Genomic DNA, 23,452 nt, shown 5'->3' on the forward strand with positions numbered 1-23,452 from the left:
GGACGACCATCTGGTCCTCGGGAGCGGGACGGAAGCGGAGGAGAATGCCCATGACTGACCCGGTAGCGTCAGCACCGCGTGATGACTACGAGACGGTGCTGAAGGACAGCTCCAAGGACGTCGCCTCGTTCGACAACAACGACAGGTCCGCGGTCGAGAAATTCCGCTATTTCCTGCATTCAAGCCCGTCCACGGTGTCCCTGATCGTCCTGATCGTATCACTTACGGTCTTCGGCCTTCTTCTTGGCACCAAGTTTTTCTCGGCCTTCGCGCTGACCCTCATCCTGCAGCAGGTGGCAATTACCGGCATTGTCGGCGCCGCCCAGTCGCTGGTGATCATGACTGCTGGCATCGACCTGTCCGTCGGAGCCATCATGGTTCTGTCATCAGTCGTGATGGGCCAGTTTGCCTTCCGCTATGGCCTGCCGCCCGAACTCTCCATTCTCTGCGGTTTTGCCGTGGGTGCATTTTGCGGCTTCATCAACGGTGTGCTGATCGCCAGGGTGAAGCTCCCCCTTCATCGTCACACTCGGCATGTGGCAGATCGTACTGGCCACCAATTTCCTCTACTCAGCCAACGAGACGATCCGGGCACAGGAGATCGAGGCCAATGCGCCGATCCTCCAGTTCTTCGGCGAGACCTTCCGCATCGGCGGCGCCGTGTTCACCTATGGCGTCATCGCCATGATCCTGCTCGTTGCGCTGCTCTGGTACGTGCTCAACCACACGGCATGGGGGCGACATCTCTATGCTGTCGGCGATGACCCGGAAGCGGCCGACCTCTCCGGCGTCAACGTAAAGCGCATGCTGATTTCGGTCTATGTGATTGCCGGCCTGATCTGCGCACTTGCCGGCTGGGCACTGATCGGCCGCCTCGGCTCCGTTTCTCCGACAGCCGGCCAGTTCGCCAATATCGAATCCATTACGGCGGTCGTCATCGGCGGCATATCGCTCTTCGGTGGACGGGGCTCGATCCTCGGCATGATGTTCGGCGCCCTGATCGTCGGCGTCTTCTCTCTCGGCCTGAGGCTTCTCGGGACCGATGTGCAATGGACCTATCTCCTGATCGGCGTGCTCATCATCGTCGCCGTCGCAACCGATCAATGGATCAGAAAGGCATCTCGCTGATGACCGAGGCACAGACAAGACAGCCGATCCTCTCAGGACGCGGCCTGATCAAGCGCTACGGCCGGGTAACGGCAATCGACCATGCCGATTTCGATCTCTATCCGGGCGAGATCCTGGCCGTGATCGGCGACAATGGTGCCGGCAAGTCTTCGCTGATCAAGGCGATCTCCGGCGCCATCCGGCCCGACGAAGGCGAGATCCGCATGGACGGCAAGGTCGTGCAGTTCTCGTCGCCGATCGAAGCCCGCAAGGCCGGCATCGAAACCGTCTACCAGAACCTCGCCCTCTCCCCGGCGCTTTCCATAGCCGACAATATGTTTCTCGGCCGGGAGATCCGCAAACCGGGTTTCATGGGAAAATTCCTCCGCAAGCTCGATCACGCAGCCATGGAGAAAATGGCGCGAGAAAAGCTTTCCGATCTCGGGTTGATGACCATCCAGAACATCAACCAGGCGGTCGAGACGCTGTCCGGCGGCCAGCGTCAGGGCGTGGCTGTGGCGCGGGCTGCGGCCTTCGGTTCCAAGGTCATCATTCTCGATGAGCCCACGGCCGCACTTGGTGTCAAGGAAAGCCGGCGAGTTCTGGAGCTCATTCTCGATGTGCGGTCACGCGGCATCCCGATCATATTGATCTCCCACAACATGCCGCATGTGTTCGAGATAGCAGATCGCATCCACATCCATCGGCTCGGCAAGCGCCTCACGGTTATCAATCCGAAGGACTACACGATGTCGGATGCCGTAGCCTTCATGACGGGCGCAAAGGCTCCCACGGAAACCATCGCAGCATGACCAGCGGAGACAAGGCGGACGACATCTCCCGGATTGTCGACGCCGTCCTGGGAAAGGCTGCCGGCAGGGCGCGGTTTCTGATCGCGATTGCCGGCCCGCCGGGCGCCGGCAAATCCACCCTGGCGGACCAGCTCTGCGAGGCCACGCGAGCCAGGGAGAGAGCGCCGAAGTGCTGCCGATGGATGGCTTCCATATGGACGACGACGTGCTGCGGCAAAAGGGATCCTATGCGCGGAAGGGTGCCCCGGATACGTTCGATGTCCGTGGCTTTCTCGACATCATTCGCGCCGTCAAAGATGGCGGGGATGAGGTACTGGTTCCGGTCTTCGACAGGACCCGCGAGCTTGCCATTGCGGCAGCACGTATTGTTCCTGTCTCGACACGCTTCATCTTTGTCGAAGGCAATTATCTTCTCCTCGACCAGTCACCGTGGAGTGCGCTCGCAAGCCAATTCGACTTCTCGGTCATGATCTCACCGCCGGTCGCCACGCTGGAAGAACGCCTCATGCACCGCTGGCTTTCACTCGGGTTCGACGAGCAGGCGGCGCGGACGAAAACGGAAGGCAACGACCTTCGCAACGGCGAGCTTGTTCGCCGGCACTCGCGACAGGCCGATATCCTGCTCGGATCCTAAAGGCCCATGCGAATTCATGTGTTTGCGGCTCGAAAGCGAGAGCCGCGAGCGCCCGTCGTTTGTTACATAATCTTTCATTCGCTACAGTTCACATACGAAACGCCGGAATAGAAACAGTCGAATAGCTCTCCCCAGCGACCCTTCGCGAAGACCCGGAAAAGGGTCAAAGCTCTAGGGAGAGTAGAAATGAACCAACTGATCGAGACTATGAGAAGCCTGTCGAACTGGCTGAGGACGCGCCTCACCATTCGCGAGTTGATGGCGCTCGATGACGACAGCCTGAAAGACATCGGCCTGTCGCGCAGCACGATTGCCTATCACGTCAAGCATGGCAGGATCGGCAAGCGACGCAACTGATTGCATCTGGCTCGATAGCTTGTCGCGGCTGCGGAGAACCAAGCGCCGCGACAAGCTGACGAGCAGCATATCAACCGATGTCGGCGGCGAATTACCGGCTGCCGTTAGTAATGCTGACTTCATTACGTTTCCGCGCCAGCGAACCATTCACGCGGTAAGGATCGCATAGATCTCCTCGGCACTGCCTGCCTGGCAAATCGCAGGCAGGATTCTGTCGTCGCGAAATTTCCGGGCCACACAGGACAGCATGTTGAGGCCATCGCGACCGGCACCCGCCGGTGAAAGCAGGAGGATGACGACGTCGACCGGCAGCCCGTCCATCGCATCGAAATCCACCGGCTTGGCGAGCTTGGCGCAAAGGCAGAGCGGTTCTTGCAACGCCTCGAATCGAGCATGCGGTATGGCGATGCCGTCGCCGATACCCGTCGAGCCCAATCTTTCCCTTTCAAGCAGGCCCTTCGAGATATCACCGGCCGCGAGCTTGCTTTTCTTGCTGGCGATTTCGGCAAGCAGCCGGAGAACCTGATCCTTGGATGCGGCCTGTACGCCGACAACAATGTTCTCACTCGGCAGGAAGTCCTGCAGTTTCATGATGCACTCCATGGAGCTTGGATATTTTCAACTTGGCTCGGTGAGCCGGTAGCCGACGCCTGTTTCGGTGAGGATGTATCGCGGCTGATCGGGGCTCTCCTCGATCTTCTGGCGAAGCTGGCGGACATAGACCCTCAGATACTGCACATCGGTAATCTCGCCCCAGACCTTGTCGAGGATGAAGCGGTGGGTGAGCACCCGACCGGAATACTGCACGAGAAGCCGGAGGATGTCGTATTCCTTCGGGGTCAGCTTGACCTCCTCGCCCTTTACCTTGACGATCCGCTTGACGAGATCGACCGAGAGATCGCCCACCTGAAACAGAGGATTTTCTCCCTGCGTCTGCAGCCGGTGCCGCAATGCGACGCGGATTCGTGCCACCAGTTCGTTCATGCCGAACGGCTTCGTCACATAATCGTCCGCGCCAAGCTCCAGCGCCTTGACGATGCCCGCCTCGTCGGTGCGGCTGGACAGGATGACGATCGGGAAGGTGACATCGTCGGCTCGCCACTTCGCCAGCAATTCGTGACCGGCAATATCCGGCAGGCCGAGATCCAGCAGTACGAGATCCGGCGTGTTGGACACCGCCATCTCCATTGCGGCCTTGGCATTCGGAGCGCCTTGAACCGAAAACCCTTGCGACGAGAGGCCGACATCCAGGAGCTTGCGGATCGGCGGCTCGTCATCGACCACCAGTATCTTTACCGTTGGATTGGTCATCATGCGTCTCCCTGAGGCGCTGGCGGCCTCGGCATGGTTATGGTGAACATCGCGCCCTGACGGTCTGGGCGGTTTTCTGCCCTGATACTGCCCCCCATGGCCTCGACGAAGCCGCGGCAGATCGAAAGCCCAAGCCCGGTGCCCGCCTTGACGTGATCGATTTTACGCACACGATAGAAGCTGTCGAAGATCCGCTCGAAATCGCCAGGCGGAATGCCGGAACCTTCATCGAGAATACGAACCTTGATCTGGCTGTCCTCGGACCATGCGCGGATGGAGATCATCGTACCATCGGGCGAATACTTGGCGGCGTTGTCGATGAGATTGAACAGAACCTGTTCGAAAAGCACTGGATCGACACGCAGCATCGGCAGATCTTCGGGAATGGCAACCTCGACCCTGTGCTGGCCCGTGATCCTTGCTGCGCGGTTCAGCGCCGAGCCCACGATGTCGCCGAGATAATGCAGCGCGTAGTTCGGCTCCATGGCGCCCGAGCCGATGCGGGTCATGTCGAGCAGGTTGACGATGAACCGGTTGAGCCGCTCGGACTCGTCGATAATCGTTTGCAGCAACTCGCCCTTCGCATCGTCCGATAGGCCCTTTCCGAAATCCTTCATCGTCCCTGCTGCCCCCATGATGCCGGCAAGCGGCGTCTTGAGGTCATGGGAGATCGAAGTCAGGAGCGACGTCCTCAACCGGTCCGTCTCGGCCGCAAGCCTGGCCTTGTCTACATCCGCAACCAGATGAACGCGCTCGATCGCAAGTGCTGCCTGATCCGCGAGCGCATCCAGAAGACGGCTCTGTTCAGGCGTCAGGATCGGTCCCTGCCGGTCATTGTCGAGACCGACGACGCCGATCGCACCGCGCCCGGTCCTGAGCGGCAGATAGAGGCGCTTTGCGCCCGGCAAGGTATCGGCACCACGGCCTGCCGGGCGGTCGTGCTCCCAGGCCCATTTGGCGGCCGCGATATCGGCGTCCACCAGCGTATCGTCCGGCGGGTAACCTGCCTTCACGGCAATCGTTCCGCCCTCCGGAAGCAGAATGACGACCCTGACCTTCAGCATGGACGCGATCTGGAAGGCCGTCGCCCATAGAACGTCGTCGAGCGTGCCGGTGCTGGCGAGCTTCTTGGAGAAGAGATAGAGATCCTCCGTCGTCCTGGCACGCTGCCGGGCTGCAGCCGCCTGTCGCTGGACGGCGGCGGTCAGGTTGCTTGCGACGATTGCCGTGCCGAGGAAGAACAGAAGAGCGATCACCCCTTCCGGATCGCGCACCGTCAGCGTGTAGCGCGGTTCCAGAAAGAAGAAGTTGAATGACAGCGCACCGATCAATGATGCGTAAAGACCGGGCCCGAGGCCGCCGCGAACCGCCGACGCAAGCACGCCCATCAGAAAGACCAGGGCGAGATTGCGGACATCCAGCGCCCGATCGAGCAGCACGCCGATACCGACGGCGATCAGCATGAAGACCGTGCTGCGGATATAATATTTCAGCCGGAAACGACGCTTCGGAACCGCGGTCTTGACGGCATTGGGGTCGATCGTCTCCTCGCTGCCGGACATCACATGCACGCTGATTGCGCCGGAATGGCGGATCAGATCGTGAGTGACGGAGCCTTCCCATATCTCCCGCCACCTCGGCTTGTTCGACTTGCCGATGATGACGTGATTGAAATTGTTGGCATTGGCATAGGCGATGATTTCACGGGAAACGCTGGAGGCCGGAAGCGTCACCGTCTCGGCGCCGAGCTGTTCGGCAAGCCGCATGCAGGCGGCCAGCCGATCCTTGTCGGCATCCGCCATGGTGGCGGACTGCGGCGTCTCGAGATGCAGCGCAGTCCAGGGCGCGCGCAGCCGGTCAGCCTGGCGGCGGGCATAACGGACGAGAGCCGCGCCGTTGCGGCCATGGTCGAGGCAGACGAGAATGCGCTCGCCGGCCGCCCAGGGGCCGGAAATCGCGTGGGCCTGCATGTGATTAAGCAACTGCTCGTCGACGCGCTGTGCCGTCCGTCGAAGCGCCAGTTCGCGCAGTGCGGTCAGGTTGCCCGGCGAGAAATAGTTCTCGATCGCCCGGCGCGCCGTCTTCGGCACATAAACCTTGCCGTCCTGCAGCCGCTTGATCAGGTCCTGGGGGTAATGTCGATGATCTCGATATCGTCGGCGCGGTCGATGACGGAATCGGGAACCGTCTCGCGAACGCGGATACGGGTGATCTGCGCGACGACGTCGTTCAGGCTTTCGACATGCTGGACATTGAGCGTCGAATAGACGTCGATACCGTTGGCGAGCAGCTCGAGCACGTCGAGATAGCGCTTGGGATGTCGGCTGCCCGGGGCGTTGGTATGGGCAAGCTCATCGACCAGAACGAGCGCCGGCCGTCTCTCGATGATGGCATCGAGATCCATCTCTTCGAGCGCCTGGCCCTTGTACTCGATTGCCCTGCGGGGAATGATCTTCAGCCCGTGGACGAGAGCCTCTGTTTCCTTGCGACCATGGGTCTCGACGACGCCCACCACGACATCCACGCCATCGGCCTGGCGCGCGCGGGCCGACATCAGCATTTCATAGGTCTTGCCGACACCGGGCGCAGCACCGAGAAAGATCTTCAGCTTGCCGCGATTTTCCTGGTCCGCCCGCTCCAGCAAGGCGTCGGGAGAAGGACGGCGATCCTGTCCGCTCTGATTTTCGTTGGCCATCTCGCCCCGTTCTCCGATATCGGCGGCGCTTGAGGCACCGCCGATATCAATCTCTAGCTCACTGTACCTGGACGTTGTCCAGAGCGAGATTCATTTCGAGCACATTTACCAGCCGGTCAGGCGTGAACATACCACCAGGCGAGAAGGCATTCCGGTCGATAAGCTGTTCAACCTGATCGGCCGGGATGTTGCGCGCCTGGGCGATGCGGGCCACCTGATAACGGGCCGCACGCTCGGTGATATGCGGGTCGAGACCCGCACCGGATGCGGCAGCCAGTTCCGCCGGAAGCGGATTTTCAGCTGTCGCGCCATAGGCTGCGACAGTTTCCGTTGCCCGCTCGGTCAGATCCGTGCTGGTTGGCGACTTGTTGGAGCCGCCGGCACCGGCGCCGTTGTAATCAACGGCCGAAGGACGCGGCCAGAAATACTGTGGCTGGGTGAAGGCCTGGGCCACCTGACGGCTACCGATGACGGTGCCATCAGCCTTGGTGATGATCGAGGCCTCGGCCGTGTCAGGCGTGACCGCCTGACCGATGGCCCAAACGGCCGCGGAGTAACCGCCGACGCAGATCGCCATTGTGGCGACGGTGATGCGAAGGCTTGAGATGAGGGTTTCCATGATCTGGACCTCTTACTTCATGAACATGACGTGTTCGGCGATCGGGCCGAGCGTGGCGGCGGGGAAGAAGGTCAACGCGCCGACGATGATGACCGTAGCGGTCAGCATGCCTGCAAACGTGCCGTCTTCGACCGAAAGCGTACCGGAGGATTCCGTCGCGCGACGCTTGGCCGACAGCGAACCGATGATGGCGAGCGGCAAAATGATCGGGATGAAGCGTGCAAGCAGCATCACGAGACCGGTTGCGATGTTCCACGGCGTGGTGGCGTCACCCAGACCTTCGAAGCCCGAGCCGTTATTGGCGGCGGCCGACGAGAACTCATACAGAATCTCGCTGAAGCCGTGCGGACCGATATTGTTGAGCGTATCGGCGCCCCATGGGGTGACCGCGAAGATTGCGGTGCCGACCAGGATGAAGAAGCCGTGGGAGAGTAGTGCCAGCATGGCGAACTTCACTTCCTTGGCCTCGACGCGCCAACCGAGATATTCCGGTGTGCGACCGATCATCATGCCGGCAATGAAGACGCCGACGATGATGTAGAGGAACATATTGACCATGCCGACGCCGACGCCGCCGAAATCTTCGTTGAGCCACATGCCGATCATCGGCATCATGCCTGCCAGCGGATTGAGGCTGTCATGCATGGCATTGACGGAGCCGTTGCTGGTGGAGGTGGTGAGCACTGCCCAGAGCGGGCCAGCCGACGCACCGAAGCGCAGTTCCTTGCCTTCCAGGTTGCCGACATCCTGAGTGATCGGCAGCGCATTGAAGGCCTGGGTCGGCACGTTTTCGAAGCCGACGGTTGCCGTGATGCGAGCACCCATGAGGATGAGCATGACGGTGAACAGCACGGCAGCATGCTTCAGGCGGCCGATGATGTGACCGAACATCCAGACGCAAGCCATCGGGATGAGGATGATGGCGATGGTTTCGATGGCGTTCGACCAGAAGCTCGGGTTTTCCAGCGGATGGGTCGAGTTGGGGCCGAAGAAGCCGCCGCCATTGGTGCCGACCTGCTTGATCGCCACGAAGGCCGCGACCGGACCGCGGGCGATCGTCTGCTGCACGCCTTCCAGCGTGGTGGCGACGACGGAGCCGTTGAAGGTCATCGGCACGCCATTCAGGACCAGAAGTACGGCGACAACGAAGGCGACCGGCAGGAGCACCAGGAAGGTGGCGCGCTGCACGTCGACGAAGAAGTTGCCGAGCTTGCGGCCTGCGAGGCCACGGGCAAGAGCCGTCAGCGCCGCGATACCGACAGCCGCCGAGACGAACTGCAGCCACATCAGGCCGGCCAACTGCGTCAGGTAGCTGAACGAGACTTCGCCGGAATAGTGCTGCAGGTTGGTGTTGGTGGTGAACGACGCAGCCGTGTTGAAGATCAAGCTCGGATCGAGCGCTTCCTTGGCATCCGGGTTCAGCGGCAGATACTGCTGGAAAGCCAGGACAGCAAAGACGACGATGAACATGATGACGTTGAAGCCGAGAAGCGAGACGACGTAGCGCTTCCAGTTCTGTTCCTGGCGGGCCAGCGACCCGCCGATGCCCTGAAAGAGCGAGGTAAAGCTGTTCGGCTGACCTTTACCGCGCGCCGGGTCCATGGCCCAGCTCATGTAGCGGCCGAGCGGCCACGACAGGAGCGCGGTGCCGGCCAATATGAAGAGTACGAAGATTACTGCTTGTGTCATTGTAGTGTCTCCCCAATCACGCGCGATCAAGCGCGGAGGCGAGGGCAAAGAGTAGTCCGAAGACGACCAGCCCGAGGATGAGATAAAGAATGGTCATTGATGTCTCCGATCAGGCAAGGTTGAGGGCTACGATGACCATGTCGATCAGCTTGATGCCGATGAACGGGACAACGAGACCACCCAGGCCGTAGATGAGAAGGTTGCGGCGCAAGAGCGGTCCGGCACCGATCGCCTTGTAGGCAACGCCCTTCAGAGCCAGCGGGATCAGCGCGATGATGATCAGCGCGTTGAAGATGATGGCCGACAGGATGGCGCTCTGCGGCGAGTGCAGACCCATGACGTTGAGTGCATCGAGGCCCGGATAGAGCGTGACGAACATCGCCGGGATGATGGCGAAGTACTTTGCCACGTCGTTGGCGATCGAGAAGGTCGTCAACGAACCGCGGGTCATCAGCAATTGCTTGCCGATCTCGACGATCTCGATGAGCTTGGTCGGATCCGAGTCAAGGTCGACCATGTTGCCGGCTTCGCGGGCAGCGACCGTACCGGTGTTCATGGCAACGCCGACATCGGCCTGCGCCAGCGCCGGAGCATCGTTGGTGCCGTCACCGCACATCGCAACGAGCTTGCCCTTGGCCTGTTCGTCGCGGATGAGCTGCAACTTGTTTTCAGGCGTAGCCTGGGCAAGGAAGTCATCGACGCCCGCTTCGGCGGCAATGGCGGCTGCGGTCATCGGGTTGTCGCCGGTGATCATGACGGTGCGGATGCCCATCTTGCGCAGTTCGGAAAAGCGCTCGCGGATACCGCCCTTGACGATGTCCTTCAGGTGGACAATGCCGAGCAGACGGCCATCGCGGGCAACCGCCAGCGGCGTACCGCCGGCCTTGGCGATATCATCGGCAATGGCCTGGCCTTCCTTGATCGTCGCTTCCGAACCGGCACGGCCGGAAACCGACTGCGACTGCAGGTATTTGAGAACGGAATCGACGGCACCCTTGCGGATCGACGCGCCGTCGAAATCGATGCCGCTCATGCGGCTCTGCGCGGTGAACGGCACGAAGGTGGCGTTGAGCTCCTTCATGTCGCGGGCGCGGATGCCGTATTTTTCCTTGGCAAGCACGACGATCGAGCGACCTTCCGGCGTTTCGTCGGCAAGCGACGACAACTGGGCCGCATCGGCCAGCTCTGCCGCAGTCACGCCCGTGACGGGACGGAATTCGGTGGCCTGGCGGTTGCCGAGCGTGATCGTGCCGGTCTTGTCGAGCAGCAGCGTATCGACGTCGCCGGCTGCTTCCACTGCGCGGCCGGACATGGCCAGAACGTTGAAGCGGACGAGGCGGTCCATGCCGGCAATGCCGATGGCCGACAGAAGCGCGCCGATCGTGGTCGGGATCAGCGTCACGAAAAGCGCGACGAGAACGACGATCGGGATCGCACCGCCTGCATAGGAGGCGAAGGCCGGGATGGTGGCTGTTGCCATGACGAAGATCAGCGTCAGGGCTGCGAGCAGGATGTTGAGCGCGATTTCGTTCGGGGTCTTCTGACGCTCGGCGCCCTCGACGAGTGCGATCATGCGGTCGATGAAGGTCGAGCCGGCAGCGGCCGTGATGCGCACCTTGATCCAGTCGGACAGGACCTGCGTGCCGCCGGTGACAGCCGATCGGTCGCCGCCGGATTCACGGATGACAGGTGCCGATTCACCGGTGATCGCCGCTTCGTTGACCGACGCAATACCTTCGATGATCTCGCCGTCGGACGGGATGATGTCTCCGGCCTCGACGAGCACGATGTCGTTGACCTTGAGCGAAGTGCCGGCCACTTCCTTCCACTCACGCCCTTCGGCGGAGGTCAGAAGCTTGGCCTGCGTCTCGGTACGCGTCTTGCGGAGGCTTTCCGCCTGCGCCTTGCCGCGACCTTCCGCCACCGCTTCCGCAAAATTTGCAAACAGCACGGTGAACCAGAGCCACAGGATGATCTGGAAAGAGAAGCCGAGGCCTTCGGCACCGGTCACCAGATCCTTGACGAACAGGACGGTGGTAAGGGCCGAAACAATGGCAACCACGAACATGACCGGGTTCTTGGCCATGGTTCGTGGATTGAGTTTGGTGAATGCGCCGCCGATGGCGGGCACGAGAATGCGAGCATCGAACATGCTCGCGCTTTTGGGCTCAGACATGGGAAATCCCATCAAGTTGGCGGATGTGAAAAAGTCAGGCGGTCGGCGAAAGACGCGTGATCAGCAATGCGATGGCCGTTGCCGCACCGAGAAGGACGCACATCCTGAGGATGATGGTCGACCCTTGGCAGAAGCTGCGCGCATGGAGACGCGATGGCAGCTGTCGGCGGCAATAGTGGAAAAAGCCTTGCATGGCAGCGCCTTAGAAACGCTCAGGCCGCCAGAGGGCGTAGGCGAGATAGACGGTAATGAAAACCGTCACGATCCCGCTCAGGATATAATCGAATGCCATGATGCACACCTTTGGATAACGGCGCCGATATCCGAGATCGGCAACGCTATGTGCATCTCATGACCATAGGAATTCGAGATGAGGCTCACGGGGAAAAAATAGGAATCTTATATGTATTTGACGCCAAAGGCGCGCTGACCACGACAACGCAGGCATCCTGCAATCAAGTGCGACCATAGTTCGTGGCAGACATGGTGGACCGTATAAAAGCCTGATCCGGTGCATGTATATGTTGGAGTGGAAAAAACGAAGCGCTCGGTCAGAGCAGTCGCATGCCTGCTGCCTAGCGATCGAAAAAGAAGAACAAGAAGGCAATCACGAAAAGTGCGATAGAGGCAAACATCAACCGAAGCCGCAAAGACCGCGCATATAACTCACCACGCCGCGACTTAGCCTTTGCGGCAGCGAGAAGCCTATTGGCTGCGGCGATATCGCCGTTTTCTGCCAGCCGAACGATAGTGTTAGCCAGTACCGAACTATCCATCATGCACCTTTCTTTGCAATGGAGGCGCTTTCTCACATAAATCTGACAATCGTTTGAAGGCTTCAGCCGGGATCGACAAAAACTGCTGGCCGCGGCCCTGGCCTGCTGATTATCGACCTCCTGCTCGGCATAGGGCTTCCTGTAGCGGCAACCGACCATGGCAAGGACTTTGCGAAGGAGACACGGTCCCCGGAGCCTTCCTTCTTAGCTTTCGCGTGATGATCCGCGTCGGCGAATTGCCTCGATTGCTTCAAAATGGCATTGCCGTCGGATGACAGATTTTTCGCCCCCATCGCTCACCGTAAGCCTTCCGGCCACCGCGACGACAGCTGCTGTGCAATTCTCTGTTCCGGCGGGCGGGTGCCTGATTGTGATGGGGCCTTCAGGTGTGGGCAAGACGACGATGCTGCGTAAGCTCGCCGACCTCGATCCCCATGACGGCTCGGTTCTGCTTGGGGGCCAGTCTCAGCGGGAAACACCAGGACCGCTCTGGCGCAAGCAGGTCACCTATGTGTCATCGGATGCCGGCTGGTGGGCACCGACAATGCGTGACCATCTTGATCCGGATATCGACCCTGCCGGGCTCATGGCATGCCTGGGTCTGGCGGCAGATAAACTCGACAGCCCGCCGCAGAACCTTTCCAGCGGAGAGCGCCAGAGGATGTCGCTGATCAGGGCTCTGATACAAAAGCCGCGCTTTCTTCTTCTCGACGAGCCGACATCTGCGCTCGACGAGGATACGACCGGTCTCGTCGAAGCCGCCCTTGACGACGCGAAGAACAAAGGCTGTGGCCTCGTGATGGTGACCCACAATGCCGCCCAGGGCGAACGACTGGCAGACCAGAAACTGGTACTGAGGCACGCACCGTGATGATATCGCTTGGCTTGATCGAACTGTCGCTCGCAAGTGCCCTGGTACTGATCAGCGCGGGCTTGTCGGTATTGCTGTCGCTCGGCTTTCATAGGACGCTTGCCTGGTCCGCGATCAGGATGATCGTTCAGCTGTTATTGGTGGGCATGCTGCTGCGCTTCGTCTTTTCCCACGGCTCGGCATGGATCACGCTACTTGTATTTGCAACCATGCTGCTTGCGGCAAGTTACGAGACCGGCGCCAGGCTGCCCCGCCGTCTGAGCGGCTATTTCCAGTTCCTGGTAAGCGGCACCGCAATCACGATTTCCACGGGCTTCGTGTCCATATTCGCGCTCCTCACGGTACTCGGCACGGAGAATTGGCTTGAACCCGCCCATGCGATACCGATCGCCGGCATCATTCTCGGAACTGCGATGAATTCCGCCAGCATCGCGCTCAATGCCCTTTTCGCAAATATCGGCTCGGAACGAAATGCAATCGAAGCGCAACTCGCCCTCGGCGCGACCCGCTGGCGGGCACTAGCCCCCTGATCCGTCGGGCCATTCAGGCTGGCCTGTTGCCCGTTACCAACCAGATGGTTGGAGCCGGTATCATCACCATGCCGGGCATCATGAGCGGCCAGATCCTGGCCGGACAGGATCCGCTGGAAGCTGGGAAATATCAGATATTCCTGATGCTTCTTTTGGCCTCCAGTGGTGTTTTCAGCGCCGTTATCGCGGTCTATGCCGGCGTCAGCCGGATCACCGACGATCGTCACCGACTACGGCTCGATCGTCTTCTGAACTGATGGTTATGTCGCCAGGCTTGCCTTCTTGAGCGACCGCTTCGCCCAGCTCAAGCGCCGACACGGATAAATTGCGTCCACGAGCCTTGGCCTCAAGCAAGGCCTTGTCGGCGAGGATAAGCAAAGCCGGGCCTGAATATGATCGCGCCGTGGCGGCAACACCGAGCGATGCGGTAATGGATCCCAGGATGCGGCCCCGATAAGCGAGCGGAGCCTCCATTACTGCTGCTCGGATCTTCTCGGCCAGCGCCACCGCGGCCTCTTCACCGAGGCCCGGAGCCAGAACCGCGAATTCCTCGCCCCCGAATCGATAGACTTTTCCGTCGTCTCCAACTGTATCGGCGATGATCTGCGCCACATAGCGCATCACCTCGTCGCCGGCATCATGGCCGAACTCGTCGTTGAAGCGCTTGAAGTGATCGATGTCGATCATCAGGCAGGCGAGTGCCTCGCCGTCCGTGCTGCGGCTTTGACGCGCGAGCGCATCGTCCAAAGAACGACGGTTCAGCAGCCCTGTCAGCGCATCGCGGACCGCAAGATGGGTAAGACGATCGCGAAGCTGAAGGTTGGCGACCGCAAGACCAATATTTTCGGCAATCAGCTCGAGATAAAGTCGCGAAGTCTCCGCCAGCCTGCCATCGGCCTCTTCCCTCTCCTCAAAATAGAGCAGACCAATCATGTCGCCCTGCGCCGTCAACGGCACGCAAAAGCCCGTCACGTCCAGCCCTTGCAGGTGCTGGCAGGAAATGTCGCTCTGCGCGAAATCGCTGACATGCGGTCGTCCCCGGCGGATCGCCCAGCAGGCCGAGGCCGGAAAGGAGGTCTCCGCATGCCGCGGCTTCAACCAGGAACCGAAACTCGTCAGAGCGGTGCGGCTTTCGTTCATAACGAATAACTGACCGGCAAGCTGCGGGAATATCTGTGGCGCGAAAAGCGAAACCACCTCCGCCAGTTCCAGCTGGGTCTGGCAAGCCTGCAGACGGTGCATCATCTGCAGGATCAGATCCTTCATCATCTGGTCGCGGCGTCGCTCGGCATCCAGTCGGTCCCGTTCCAGCCCGTTCTGGCGGAAAATATGGATCGCCTCGGTCATTTCACCGATCTCGTCCTGTCGGCGATCACGCGGCACCTCGACGGCATAATCCTGCCGTGCAAGCCGGCTCACGATACCGGTCATCTGGATGAGCGGAAGGGCGACGCGTCGCCGCAGCACGAAATACAGCACCGCAAGAAAAAGCACTGCCGTCAGACCGAGCATGATGCGTGCAACAAGGCTCCAGACGTCGGCGCGATCGCGCGCATCCTGCAGCAGATCGCTCGCACGCGTTGCGGCCAGCGCCCGCAAACGCGTCAAAGCTTCAGTAAGAGAGGCCTGCAAGCGTTCATGCTCCGGTCCGAACAAGATCCGGCTCGCTTCATCGCGATCACCGCGCTGGTAGGAAGCGATGGCCTCCTCTTCTAGGCGATCAAGCGTATCCGCATACCGCTCCAGATCGACAATCGCCTCTGCCTCGGCGGTCGGCAACTCCTGATTGCCGAATGCAGAAAGGGCTGCCTCGAAACGCCGCTCCTCTTCTTCTCGGCTTTTGAATGCCCGCAGATGCCGCTCTTCACCGCTGACGACATAGAGCCGCGCTTCGTCGCTACGTTCCTCTGCACCGAGCGCAAGTTCATCGCCGAGATTATCGAGTACCCGATGCTCCTCGACGGCCAGACGCTCCCGCTCCGCGCTGTTGGCCGAGAGGATAAACGCCGCCCCCGACAATGCCGTCAGGACAACGGTGGCGCCATAGGCGAAATTGGTGATGACACTGATCCGCATCCCAAAACATTAGCAATGCGAAATTTAAATAGCATTAAAATGCGAGTGAACCGCCGATCAATATGGCGCCGTCGCTCATCCAGTTCCAGCCTTGGGATGGAAGCGCCAATCTCGGCCGTTAACGTCGATTTTTACTGTAACGTACTTCCTCGCACCAACTCTGCAGCTATCGTTGCTCCGGCAAACCGGTGGATTGCGGATGAAGATCCTTGTTGCGTGCATCACCGTCCTGACCCTAGTCGGATGCGGACATCCGACGGGTGTGATGACGCCTGTCGCCGTGACGGCAGCGACGCCGAAGACGGCGCGCGTCGAAATGCTTGTCGCCACGACGCGCGAGCCCTCCCGCGACCGGGCGACACTGTTCACCGGCGAGCGTAGCCCGAAAGCGCATCTGACGGAGATCGTCGTATCGCTGCCACCCAACAGGAAGGCCGGCGAGGTGCAATGGCCGCAGCGGCTGCCGCCGGATCCGGCCAAGGATTTTGCCGTCACGCGCGTCACTGAGATCGAAACGATTCAGGCCGGCAGAGCCTGGGTCAGCCAGCATCTGGTCGGCGGCCATGCGCTCGTCTTCGTCCACGGCTTCAACAACAAATACGAGGATTCCGTCTTCCGTCTGGCGCAGATCGTCCATGACAGCGGCATGCGCGCGACGCCGGTGCTGTTCACTTGGCCTTCGCGCGCCAAGCTTCGGGATTACGAATACGACAAGGAAAGCACGAATTATTCCCGCACGGCGCTGGAGCAGACGCTCCGCATTCTGGCGCAGGATCCGAGCGTGAAGGAGATCACCGTGCTCGCCCATTCGATGGGCACCTGGCTGACGATGGAGGCGTTGCGGCAGATGGGCATTCGCGACGGCCATGTGAACGGCAAGATCCGCAACGTCATCCTTGCCTCTCCCGACATCGATATCCAGGTCTTCGCCAAGCAGTTCGTCGAGATGGGCAAGCCGACGCCGAAATTTACGATCTTCGTGTCGCAGGACGATCGCGCGCTCGCATTCTCGAGCCTGATAACCGGCAAGGTCTCGCGTCTCGGTGCGATCGATCCATCCCAGGAGCCCTATCGCAGCCGGCTCGACCAGGCCGGGATCACCGCGATCGACCTCACTGAGGTCAAGACCGGAGACAATCTCAACCATGGCAAGTTTGCCGAAAGCCCGCAGGTCGTCCAGCTCATCGGCCAGCGCCTGATGACCGGGCAGACATTGACGGATTCGACGATCAGCCTCGGCGACAGCGTCGCGGCCGTGGTCGGCGGCACTGCACGCACCGTCGGCACCGTCGCGGCAGCACCGCTGGCGATTGCCGAAAAGCCAGTGGCCCGACCCGCCGCGACCGACGTTACCCAGACACTGCAAGCCGATCCGCAATCGAGACCGGTGACCTATTAGCGCGGATGGCGCCGTTTAACGTCGAGTTACGGTTCGATTTACCGTTGCGTACTTCCACTCGGCTCCAGGACAAAACAGGCTGGAATACCAGCCAATCTCCTGAGGCTCCATCGCGGCAACAACCGGGTTCGATCCATGACCGCACATGACGATATCATCGCGCTCGGCAAGCGCATCGACCAGTCGATCATCGGTCAGGAGGCGATGGTCGAGCGGTTGCTGCTCGGGCTGCTCGCCAATGGTCACCTTCTCGTCGAGGGCCTGCCAGGACTGGCCAAGACGCGGGCGATCAAGAGCCTGGCGAAGAACCTGCAATCCGACCTGTCGCGCGTGCAGTTCACCCCCGACCTCCTGCCTGCCGATATTACTGGCTCGGAAGTCTATTTTTCCGAAGGCGGCAAGGGCGAATTCAGGTTCCAGCAGGGACCGATCTTCGCCAATCTCATCCTCGCCGACGAGATCAACCGCGCTCCGGCCAAGGTGCAGTCGGCACTTCTGGAAGCGATGGAGGAGCGGCAGGTGACGGTCGGCGGCACCAGCTATCCGCTGCCCGATCTCTTCATGGTCATGGCGACGCAGAACCCGATCGAGCAGGAGGGAACCTATCCGCTGCCCGAGGCGCAGCTCGATCGCTTCCTGATGCATGTCGAGGTCGGCTATCCGGACGAAAAATCCGAGGCCGCAATCATGCGCCTCAACCGCGACGAGGAGAATGCCAGCCACGACCAGACCCGCCATGCGGAGCCGGAACGGCTCGATCCGCAGGCAATATTCGAGGCGCGCGAGCAGATCGGCGCCGTCACCATGACTGAGCCGGTCGAGAAATACATCGTCGCACTGGTCTTCGCGACCCGATATCCCGAACGTTTCGATAAGGATCTCGCGAAGCTCTTGCAGGTGGGGGCCAGTCCGCGCGGCGCGATCGGTCTGGATAAGGTATCGCGCTCCTACGCCTGGCTGCAGGGACGGGACTATGTGACGCCGGACGACGTGAAGGCCGTCGTCCACGATGTCTTCCGCCACCGGCTGATCCTGTCCTACGAGGCCCATGCATCGAACACGCCGCCCGATCAGGTGATCGACCGTATCACCGAACTGGTGGCCGTCTCATGAAACCCGGCGCCGCAGCAGGTGACGGCGCCTATGTGACGACCGAACAGCTCGTCGCGCTGGAAACCAATGCGCGCGACCTCCGCTTCGTCCAGAAGGCGAAAAGCCACCAGCAGCTTGCCGGCCGCATGCAATCCTCCCTGCGCGGTCGGGGGCTGATCTTCGAGGAGTTGCGCGACTATCTGCCGGGAGACGACGTCCGCTCGATCGATTGGCGGGTGACGGCGCGCACGACCAAGCCGACCATCCGCGTCTATGGCGAGGAGAAGGAGCGGCCTGCCATTCTACTCGTCGACCAGCGCATCAACATGTTCTTCGGCAGCCGCCGGGCGCTGAAGTCGGTTACGGCGGCAGAGGCGGCCATGCTCTGTGCCTGGCGCATCCTCGGCTCCGGCGACAGGGTCGGCGGGCTTGTCATCGGCGATACCGGCACGAGCGAATTGCGCCCGCACCGAAGCCGCAATGCCGTCATCGCGCTGGCCGATCGCATTGCCGAGAAGAACACCGCGCTTTCCGCCGCTTATGCGGATGCGCCGGCCCATCAGGCACTGGATGATGCCCTGCATCTCACCGCCAATATCGCCCGCCATGATCATCTCATTCTGGTGATCAGCGATTTCGACGGTCATGGCAGCACGACGCGCGACCTCCTGCTGCGCCTGTCCGTCAGCAACGACGTCATCTGCCTGTTGATCTACGATCCGTTCCTGCTGGAACTGCCGAGGGCCGGAGACATCGTCGTCAGCGGCGGCACGCTGCAGGCCGAACTGACGCTCGGTCGCGGCGCCGTGCGCGGCGCGGTCAACAAATTCGCGCAGGACCGCGGCAACGAGCTGCGCGCATGGCAGCGGGAGCTCGGCCTGCCGATGCTTCCCGTCTCGGCCGCCGAGGAGACAGCGCCGCAACTGCGTCGGCTGCTTGAGCAGTCGACCTTCCGGCAACGGAGGCGCTGATGGAGCCCGCGCCGAAACTCGACCCGATGACTGAAATGGCACTTCGCTCACTGCATGACATCGTCATGCCTCAACCCATCTCCTGGATGCCGCAGACCTGGGGCTGGGCTACCCTCGCCGCCCTTCTTCTCTTGCTCCTGCTGGCGATCGCGATCCTGGCCGTTCGCCGTTTCCGGCGCAACGCCTACCGCCGTGATGCCGTGCGGCAGCTTGCGAAACTGGAAGGCGAAATGACCGATGCCGCGAGACGGGGCGATGCCATCCGCGAACTTGCCGAACTGTTGAAACGGACGGCGCTTGCAGCCTGGCCGCGGGCACAGGTGGCCACGCTTGCCGGCGCGGGATGGGCGCAATTTCTGGGGCGCTCCGGCAGCGTGGGCCAGCCGCTCGCGACGCTACTCGACGATCTCGAATATCGGGAGGATGCCACCTTCGCCTCCCTGTCCGAAGAGCAGATGAAGCACACCCTGCGCGCAGCCCGCCAATGGATCGAGGAGCATCATGTATCAGCTTGAATTTCCCTGGTTGCTGCTTGCCTTGCCGTTGCCGCTTCTGGTCTGGCTTCTCCTGCCGCCGAAGCGCGAGACATCCGCTTCCGTGCGCGTTCCCTTCTTTGATCAGATCGCCGAGGCAGCCGGCATCAAGCCCAGCGAAGGTTCGGTCGTCGCACGACGTTCATGGCTGCAGTCCGTCGTTCTCGCGCTCTCCTGGTGCCTGATCGTACTTGCCCTCGCTCGCCCGCAATATGTCGAACCGCCGCTCGAAAAGAAGGAGCCGCAGCGGGATATCCTGCTCGCACTCGACCTTTCGCAATCGATGGAAACGAAGGATTTCCGCGCGCCGGACGGGATGCTCACGGCGCGGATCGATGCCGTGCGGCAGGTGGTTGCCGGCTTCATCGACAGGCGGACCGACGACAGGATCGGCCTGATCGCCTTCGGCGATGCGCCCTACCCGCTTGCGCCCTTCACCATGGACCATGCGCTGGTGCATACCATGGTCGAGAGCCTGCTGCCCGGCATTGCGGGACCACGAACCTCGTTGGGCGATTCCTCGGCCTCGCCATCCGCATGTTCGACAAGACGACCGCGCCCGACAAGGTGCTGATCCTTTTGACTGACGGCAACGACACGGCAAGCAAGATGCCGCCGCTGAAGGCCGCCGATGTCGCGGCCACGAAGAAGATCACGATCCATGCGATCGGCATCGGCGATCCTGCCGCGACGGGAGAAGACAAGCTCGATACCGCGACGCTGGAGAAGATCGCGGGCGACACCGGCGGCCGGTATTTCTTCGGTGGCGACCAGGAGCAGCTTCAATCCATCTACGCGACGCTGGACCGCATCACACCCGTCGAGCAGAAGCTTCTGACATGGCGGCCGCGGATCGAACTCTTCCACTGGCCGCTTGCCGGTGCGCTGACCCTGCTCGGTCTCTACTACCTGATTGCGGGCGGCAGCGGGCTCATCAGGCGGAGGATCTCCGCATGATCGCCGATTTCCATTTCTTGCGGCCTTGGTGGCTTCTGGCACTTCTCCTTCCCCTATCCTCATCTGGCTGGCATCGCGCGCCGGCGATTACCGGGACCGCTGGCGGGGCATGATCGCGCCGCATCTGCTCGATCATCTGGTCATCGCGCCGGATCGCCATCGCCACATGCGACCGGCCTGGATCATCGCTGCGGTTATGGCCCTGGCGGTTGTCGCCGGAGCGGGACCTACCTGGGAGCGCGAGGCACCGCCCTTCGTCTCGGATGCCGCATCGCTGGTCATTGCGGTGGATCTGTCGCCGACCATGGATGCGATCGACATCAGCCCGAGCCGGCTGGAACGCGCCAAGCTGAAGATCGACGACATGCTGGCCGTACGACAAGGCGCGCGCACCGCGGTCATCGCCTATGCCGGCACGGCGCATCTCGTCGTGCCGCTCACCGAAGACGATGCGCTGATCAAGACCTATACGGATGCGCTCGCCACCCGCATCATGCCGAAGCCCGGCAAGGACACGGCCGCGGCGCTAAGCCTCGCGAACAAGCTGCTCGAAGCGGATGGCGGCTCCGGCACCATTCTGCTGATGACCGACGGTATCGAGAACACGGCGGCTGGCCATGCTTTGCAGATCGATAGCGGTGTCGTTGTTCTCGGCATCGGCACCGCCGAGGGCGGTCTGGTGAAGCAGGCCGACGGCAGCTTCCTGACAGGCGCAGGTGGCTCACGAAACGTGGCCAAGCTCGATCTCGACGCATTGAAAGGCTTTGCCAGCGCGAATGGCTTTCCCGTCGCGACGCTGACAGGCGACGATACGGACATCCGCTGGATCATCCGGCATGTCAGCACCAATTTCACCCAGCAGACCGCCAAGAAGGGTGATCGCTGGCACGATGCCGGCTGGTGGCTGCTGTTTCCCATCGCGCTTCTGCTCGCATTCTCGTTCCGGCGCGGCTTCGTGGTGAAGGTCGCCATGCTGTGCTTCTGCCTCCAGCCGGCCATACCGACGCCGGCAGATGCCGCGGACCTGGCCGATATGTGGCTGACGCCGGACCAGCAGGGCCGCCGCGCCTTCGAGCGTGGTGATTTCGAAGCTGCGGCGGCGCATTTCCGGGATCCAATGTGGAAAGGCGTCGCACTCTATCGCGCAAGCCGCTTCCAGGACGCGATCGACAGTCTTGCGGCGGTCGATACGGCGGAAAGCTGGTTCGACCAGGCAAACAGCCTTTTCCATCTCGGCAAGCTCGACGAGGCCGTGGCCGCCTATCAGAAGGCGCTCGAAAAACGTCCGGGCTGGCCAGAGGCGACAGCCGATCTCGCCGTCGCTCAACGCCTGCTCCAGCAGCAGAAGGACGAGGAAAGCGAACAGCAGCAGGACCCAAACCAGAAGCCCGACAGCGTGCAGTTCGACGACAAGGGCAAGCAGGGGAAAGCCGGCACGGTGGCGGTCGCCGAACAGACCTCGGAAATGTGGATGAAGAATATCGAGGTCAGCCCGACCGACCTGATGGCGCGGAAATTCGCGATCGAGGTGAAGGAGGGGGCGCCGTGAGAATCTTCTGGTCGATGCTGATGTTCCTCGTTCCGCTGCAGGCATTTGCGGCCGAGCCTTATGCGAGGGCTTCCTCGATGATAAGGGCACCATCGTCGCCGGCCAGCAGGTCTATGTAACCGTGGATGTCTTCGCCCCGAACTTCTTCACCTCTCCGCCGCAGTTTCCCCTGTTCGAACTGCCCAACGCGCTTGTGACGCTTCCCGAGGAGCGGACCATGAATTTGAACGAGACGACGGACGGGGTCGAGTATTCCGGCATCCGCCGGCGTTATGCGGTGGTTCCGCAGATCCCCGGGGACTATCAGGTGCCAGCTATCGACATCGAACTTGGCTATTCCGTCGATGGTACGGCAGTCCACGGTACCGCCAGAACCGCGCCGCTATCCTTCCCGGTCGGGGGTGACGCAACAGTGCCGGCAGCCTTCGCTGCGCGCAATGTGACGATCGAACAGGCTTTCGACAGACCACCAGATGATTTGAAGGCGGGGGATGCGGTGGTGCGGACGATCACCATCAGTGCCGAAGACACCCAGGCGATCATCATTCCGCCCAGCGATCCGGGAACAGCCACGGGGCTGACCCAGTATGCCAGGACTGCGAAGACGGAGGATGGGATCGCGATCGATCGCAGGACAATCAGCCGGCGGACAGAGACGCTGGTCTACACAACCGTCAGCGAAGGGACTTTCTCGATCCCGGCAATCGACTATCCCTGGTTCGATCTTGATCGGCACGCAATGGCACTCGCGCGCCTTCCGGCGACGGCTGTCACTGTCGCACCAGCACCCGCAGCAACGGGCATCGCACCGGAGGCTGCGCCGCCGCGCGTGGTTCCGGCCTTCGAGAGGCGGCGGCAGATCATGATGTGGATCGCCGTGTTTCTGACCGCAGTCGCCTTCGCCTGGCTTCTTTGGCGTTTCGCAAAGGTCGCCTACAGGCGCCTCGTCCTCTTCCGGGATCGCATCATCACCTCCCGGCGCAATCGTCTCCGGCTGCTGCGAAAATCAGTGCTGCGCGACAACCCGGCAAAGGTCTATGGCGCGCTCCACTCATGGAGCCAGATAGAAGGTTTTCGCACGCTGGAAGACTGGGTGACGGGCAGGCATCCGGACCTTGCCCGGGATCTTCGTGGTCTGGAGCAACTACTCTATTCAGGCCGCCATGGCGATTTCGACCGGGCACGCATGGCCCGTCTCGTCGGCGAGGATCAGGCGGCGACCTCGCGGCGGGTCCGGCCGGCCCTGCCCGAACTCAACCCGACACATTGATTGAAGGCCGCGCCCTCCGGGCTGACGG

At 61.5% G+C, this 23,452-nt stretch carries 16 protein-coding genes and 6 pseudogenes; 13 read left to right on the forward strand and 9 right to left on the reverse strand.

Annotated elements, in window-relative coordinates:
* Positions 1-50: 50 nt before the first annotated feature.
* The 4 genes and pseudogenes from N7E02_RS14700 (at position 51) to N7E02_RS14715 (ending at position 2,910) form a co-directional block, all read left to right on the forward strand.
* Positions 51-1,128, forward strand: a pseudogene (locus N7E02_RS14700) (ABC transporter permease).
* On the forward strand, positions 1,104-1,919 hold the full coding sequence (locus N7E02_RS14705) for an ATP-binding cassette domain-containing protein (protein ID WP_286582811.1): 816 nt from the start codon (positions 1,104-1,106) through the stop codon (positions 1,917-1,919). Before N7E02_RS14700 ends, N7E02_RS14705 begins: the two are co-directional and overlap by 25 nt.
* Positions 1,916-2,553: pseudogene (locus N7E02_RS14710) on the forward strand (nucleoside triphosphate hydrolase). Before N7E02_RS14705 ends, N7E02_RS14710 begins: the two are co-directional and overlap by 4 nt.
* Before the next feature lie 186 nt (positions 2,554-2,739).
* The gene (locus N7E02_RS14715) at positions 2,740-2,910 is read left to right on the forward strand and encodes a DUF1127 domain-containing protein (RefSeq protein ID WP_286582812.1); all 171 of its coding nucleotides are present in this window, start codon (positions 2,740-2,742) and stop codon (positions 2,908-2,910) included.
* Positions 2,911-3,057: 147 nt separating this feature from the next.
* On the opposite strand, the gene N7E02_RS14720 is transcribed toward N7E02_RS14715, so the two are convergent.
* The 8 genes and pseudogenes from N7E02_RS14720 to N7E02_RS14755 form a co-directional block, all read right to left on the reverse strand.
* Positions 3,058-3,501 (reverse strand): PTS sugar transporter subunit IIA, encoded by a 444-nt coding sequence (locus N7E02_RS14720; RefSeq protein WP_286582815.1) that lies wholly within the window; start codon positions 3,499-3,501, stop codon positions 3,058-3,060.
* A gap of 27 nt (positions 3,502-3,528) precedes the next feature.
* On the reverse strand, positions 3,529-4,221 hold the full coding sequence (locus N7E02_RS14725) for a response regulator transcription factor (RefSeq protein ID WP_286582817.1): 693 nt from the start codon (positions 4,219-4,221) through the stop codon (positions 3,529-3,531).
* Positions 4,221-6,916 (reverse strand): annotated as a pseudogene (locus N7E02_RS14730) (DUF4118 domain-containing protein). Before N7E02_RS14730 ends, N7E02_RS14725 begins: the two are co-directional and overlap by 1 nt.
* A 58-nt stretch (positions 6,917-6,974) precedes the next feature.
* Positions 6,975-7,535, reverse strand: coding sequence for a potassium-transporting ATPase subunit C (locus tag N7E02_RS14735; RefSeq protein ID WP_286582819.1), 561 nt, complete (start codon positions 7,533-7,535; stop codon positions 6,975-6,977).
* 12 nt (positions 7,536-7,547) lie between these two features.
* Complete coding sequence (kdpA, locus tag N7E02_RS14740) at positions 7,548-9,224, reverse strand: potassium-transporting ATPase subunit KdpA (protein ID WP_286582822.1); 1,677 nt, start codon at positions 9,222-9,224, stop codon at positions 7,548-7,550.
* A gap of 109 nt (positions 9,225-9,333) precedes the next feature.
* Positions 9,334-11,400: a potassium-transporting ATPase subunit KdpB gene (gene kdpB / locus N7E02_RS14745; protein WP_286582824.1), complete on the reverse strand. Its 2,067-nt coding sequence runs from the start codon at positions 11,398-11,400 to the stop codon at positions 9,334-9,336.
* Between the two features lie 202 nt (positions 11,401-11,602).
* The gene (kdpF, locus tag N7E02_RS14750; protein WP_286582826.1) at positions 11,603-11,692 is read right to left on the reverse strand and encodes a K(+)-transporting ATPase subunit F; all 90 of its coding nucleotides are present in this window, start codon (positions 11,690-11,692) and stop codon (positions 11,603-11,605) included.
* Between the two features lie 283 nt (positions 11,693-11,975).
* Positions 11,976-12,179, reverse strand: coding sequence for a hypothetical protein (locus N7E02_RS14755; RefSeq protein WP_286582828.1), 204 nt, complete (start codon positions 12,177-12,179; stop codon positions 11,976-11,978).
* 370 nt (positions 12,180-12,549) lie between these two features.
* Here N7E02_RS14755 and N7E02_RS14760 point away from each other — a divergent pair, with 370 nt between their 5' ends.
* Together N7E02_RS14760 and N7E02_RS14765 are read left to right on the forward strand one after the other, a co-directional pair.
* A complete protein-coding gene (locus N7E02_RS14760) occupies positions 12,550-13,047 on the forward strand; it encodes an ABC transporter ATP-binding protein (RefSeq protein ID WP_286583837.1) in 498 nt (165 codons plus the stop codon).
* A pseudogene (locus N7E02_RS14765) lies at positions 13,047-13,834 on the forward strand (ABC transporter permease). The gene N7E02_RS14760 and the pseudogene N7E02_RS14765 overlap by 1 nt, the downstream one beginning before the upstream one ends.
* Here N7E02_RS14765 and N7E02_RS14770 read toward each other — a convergent pair.
* Positions 13,788-15,653 (reverse strand): diguanylate cyclase, encoded by a 1,866-nt coding sequence (locus N7E02_RS14770; RefSeq protein WP_286582830.1) that lies wholly within the window; start codon positions 15,651-15,653, stop codon positions 13,788-13,790. The pseudogene N7E02_RS14765 and the gene N7E02_RS14770 overlap by 47 nt on opposite strands.
* 199 nt (positions 15,654-15,852) lie before the next feature.
* Between N7E02_RS14770 and N7E02_RS14775 the strand changes: the two genes are divergently transcribed.
* The 7 genes and pseudogenes from N7E02_RS14775 (at position 15,853) to N7E02_RS14805 (ending at position 23,424) form a co-directional block, all read left to right on the forward strand.
* Positions 15,853-17,052: an alpha/beta hydrolase gene (locus tag N7E02_RS14775; RefSeq protein WP_286582832.1), complete on the forward strand. Its 1,200-nt coding sequence runs from the start codon at positions 15,853-15,855 to the stop codon at positions 17,050-17,052.
* Between the two features lie 135 nt (positions 17,053-17,187).
* Positions 17,188-18,165, forward strand: a complete 978-nt coding sequence (locus tag N7E02_RS14780; protein ID WP_286582833.1) for an AAA family ATPase — start codon at positions 17,188-17,190, stop codon at positions 18,163-18,165.
* The gene (locus tag N7E02_RS14785; protein ID WP_286582835.1) at positions 18,162-19,115 is read left to right on the forward strand and encodes a DUF58 domain-containing protein; all 954 of its coding nucleotides are present in this window, start codon (positions 18,162-18,164) and stop codon (positions 19,113-19,115) included. Before N7E02_RS14780 ends, N7E02_RS14785 begins: the two co-directional genes overlap by 4 nt.
* Positions 19,115-19,630 (forward strand): DUF4381 domain-containing protein, encoded by a 516-nt coding sequence (locus N7E02_RS14790; RefSeq protein WP_286582837.1) that lies wholly within the window; start codon positions 19,115-19,117, stop codon positions 19,628-19,630. Before N7E02_RS14785 ends, N7E02_RS14790 begins: the two co-directional genes overlap by 1 nt.
* Positions 19,617-20,605 (forward strand): annotated as a pseudogene (locus tag N7E02_RS14795) (vWA domain-containing protein). The gene N7E02_RS14790 and the pseudogene N7E02_RS14795 overlap by 14 nt, the downstream one beginning before the upstream one ends.
* Positions 20,602-22,154, forward strand: a pseudogene (locus N7E02_RS14800) (VWA domain-containing protein). The pseudogenes N7E02_RS14795 and N7E02_RS14800 overlap by 4 nt, the downstream one beginning before the upstream one ends.
* 121 nt (positions 22,155-22,275) lie before the next feature.
* Positions 22,276-23,424, forward strand: a complete 1,149-nt coding sequence (locus tag N7E02_RS14805; protein ID WP_286582838.1) for a hypothetical protein — start codon at positions 22,276-22,278, stop codon at positions 23,422-23,424.
* Positions 23,425-23,452 lie beyond the last annotated feature (28 nt).

Source organism: Terrirhizobium terrae (assembly GCF_030323265.1).
GTDB lineage: Bacteria > Pseudomonadota > Alphaproteobacteria > Rhizobiales > Rhizobiaceae > Neorhizobium.

Bases quoted from the DNA above. Each gene is read 5' to 3' on its own strand.
- N7E02_RS14705 (WP_286582811.1), top strand. From the start codon at position 1,104: ATGGATCAGAAAGGCATCTCGCTGATGACCGAGGCACAGACAAGACAG.
- N7E02_RS14715 (WP_286582812.1), top strand. From the start codon at position 2,740: ATGAACCAACTGATCGAGACTATGAGAAGCCTGTCGAACTGGCTGAGG.
- N7E02_RS14720 (WP_286582815.1), bottom strand. From the start codon at position 3,501: ATGAAACTGCAGGACTTCCTGCCGAGTGAGAACATTGTTGTCGGCGTA.
- N7E02_RS14725 (WP_286582817.1), bottom strand. From the start codon at position 4,221: ATGACCAATCCAACGGTAAAGATACTGGTGGTCGATGACGAGCCGCCG.
- N7E02_RS14735 (WP_286582819.1), bottom strand. From the start codon at position 7,535: ATGGAAACCCTCATCTCAAGCCTTCGCATCACCGTCGCCACAATGGCG.
- kdpA (WP_286582822.1), bottom strand. From the start codon at position 9,224: ATGACACAAGCAGTAATCTTCGTACTCTTCATATTGGCCGGCACCGCG.
- kdpB (WP_286582824.1), bottom strand. From the start codon at position 11,400: ATGTCTGAGCCCAAAAGCGCGAGCATGTTCGATGCTCGCATTCTCGTG.
- kdpF (WP_286582826.1), bottom strand. From the start codon at position 11,692: ATGGCATTCGATTATATCCTGAGCGGGATCGTGACGGTTTTCATTACC.
- N7E02_RS14755 (WP_286582828.1), bottom strand. From the start codon at position 12,179: ATGATGGATAGTTCGGTACTGGCTAACACTATCGTTCGGCTGGCAGAA.
- N7E02_RS14760 (WP_286583837.1), top strand. From the start codon at position 12,550: ATGGGGCCTTCAGGTGTGGGCAAGACGACGATGCTGCGTAAGCTCGCC.
- N7E02_RS14770 (WP_286582830.1), bottom strand. From the start codon at position 15,653: ATGCGGATCAGTGTCATCACCAATTTCGCCTATGGCGCCACCGTTGTC.
- N7E02_RS14775 (WP_286582832.1), top strand. From the start codon at position 15,853: ATGAAGATCCTTGTTGCGTGCATCACCGTCCTGACCCTAGTCGGATGC.
- N7E02_RS14780 (WP_286582833.1), top strand. From the start codon at position 17,188: ATGACCGCACATGACGATATCATCGCGCTCGGCAAGCGCATCGACCAG.
- N7E02_RS14785 (WP_286582835.1), top strand. From the start codon at position 18,162: ATGAAACCCGGCGCCGCAGCAGGTGACGGCGCCTATGTGACGACCGAA.
- N7E02_RS14790 (WP_286582837.1), top strand. From the start codon at position 19,115: ATGGAGCCCGCGCCGAAACTCGACCCGATGACTGAAATGGCACTTCGC.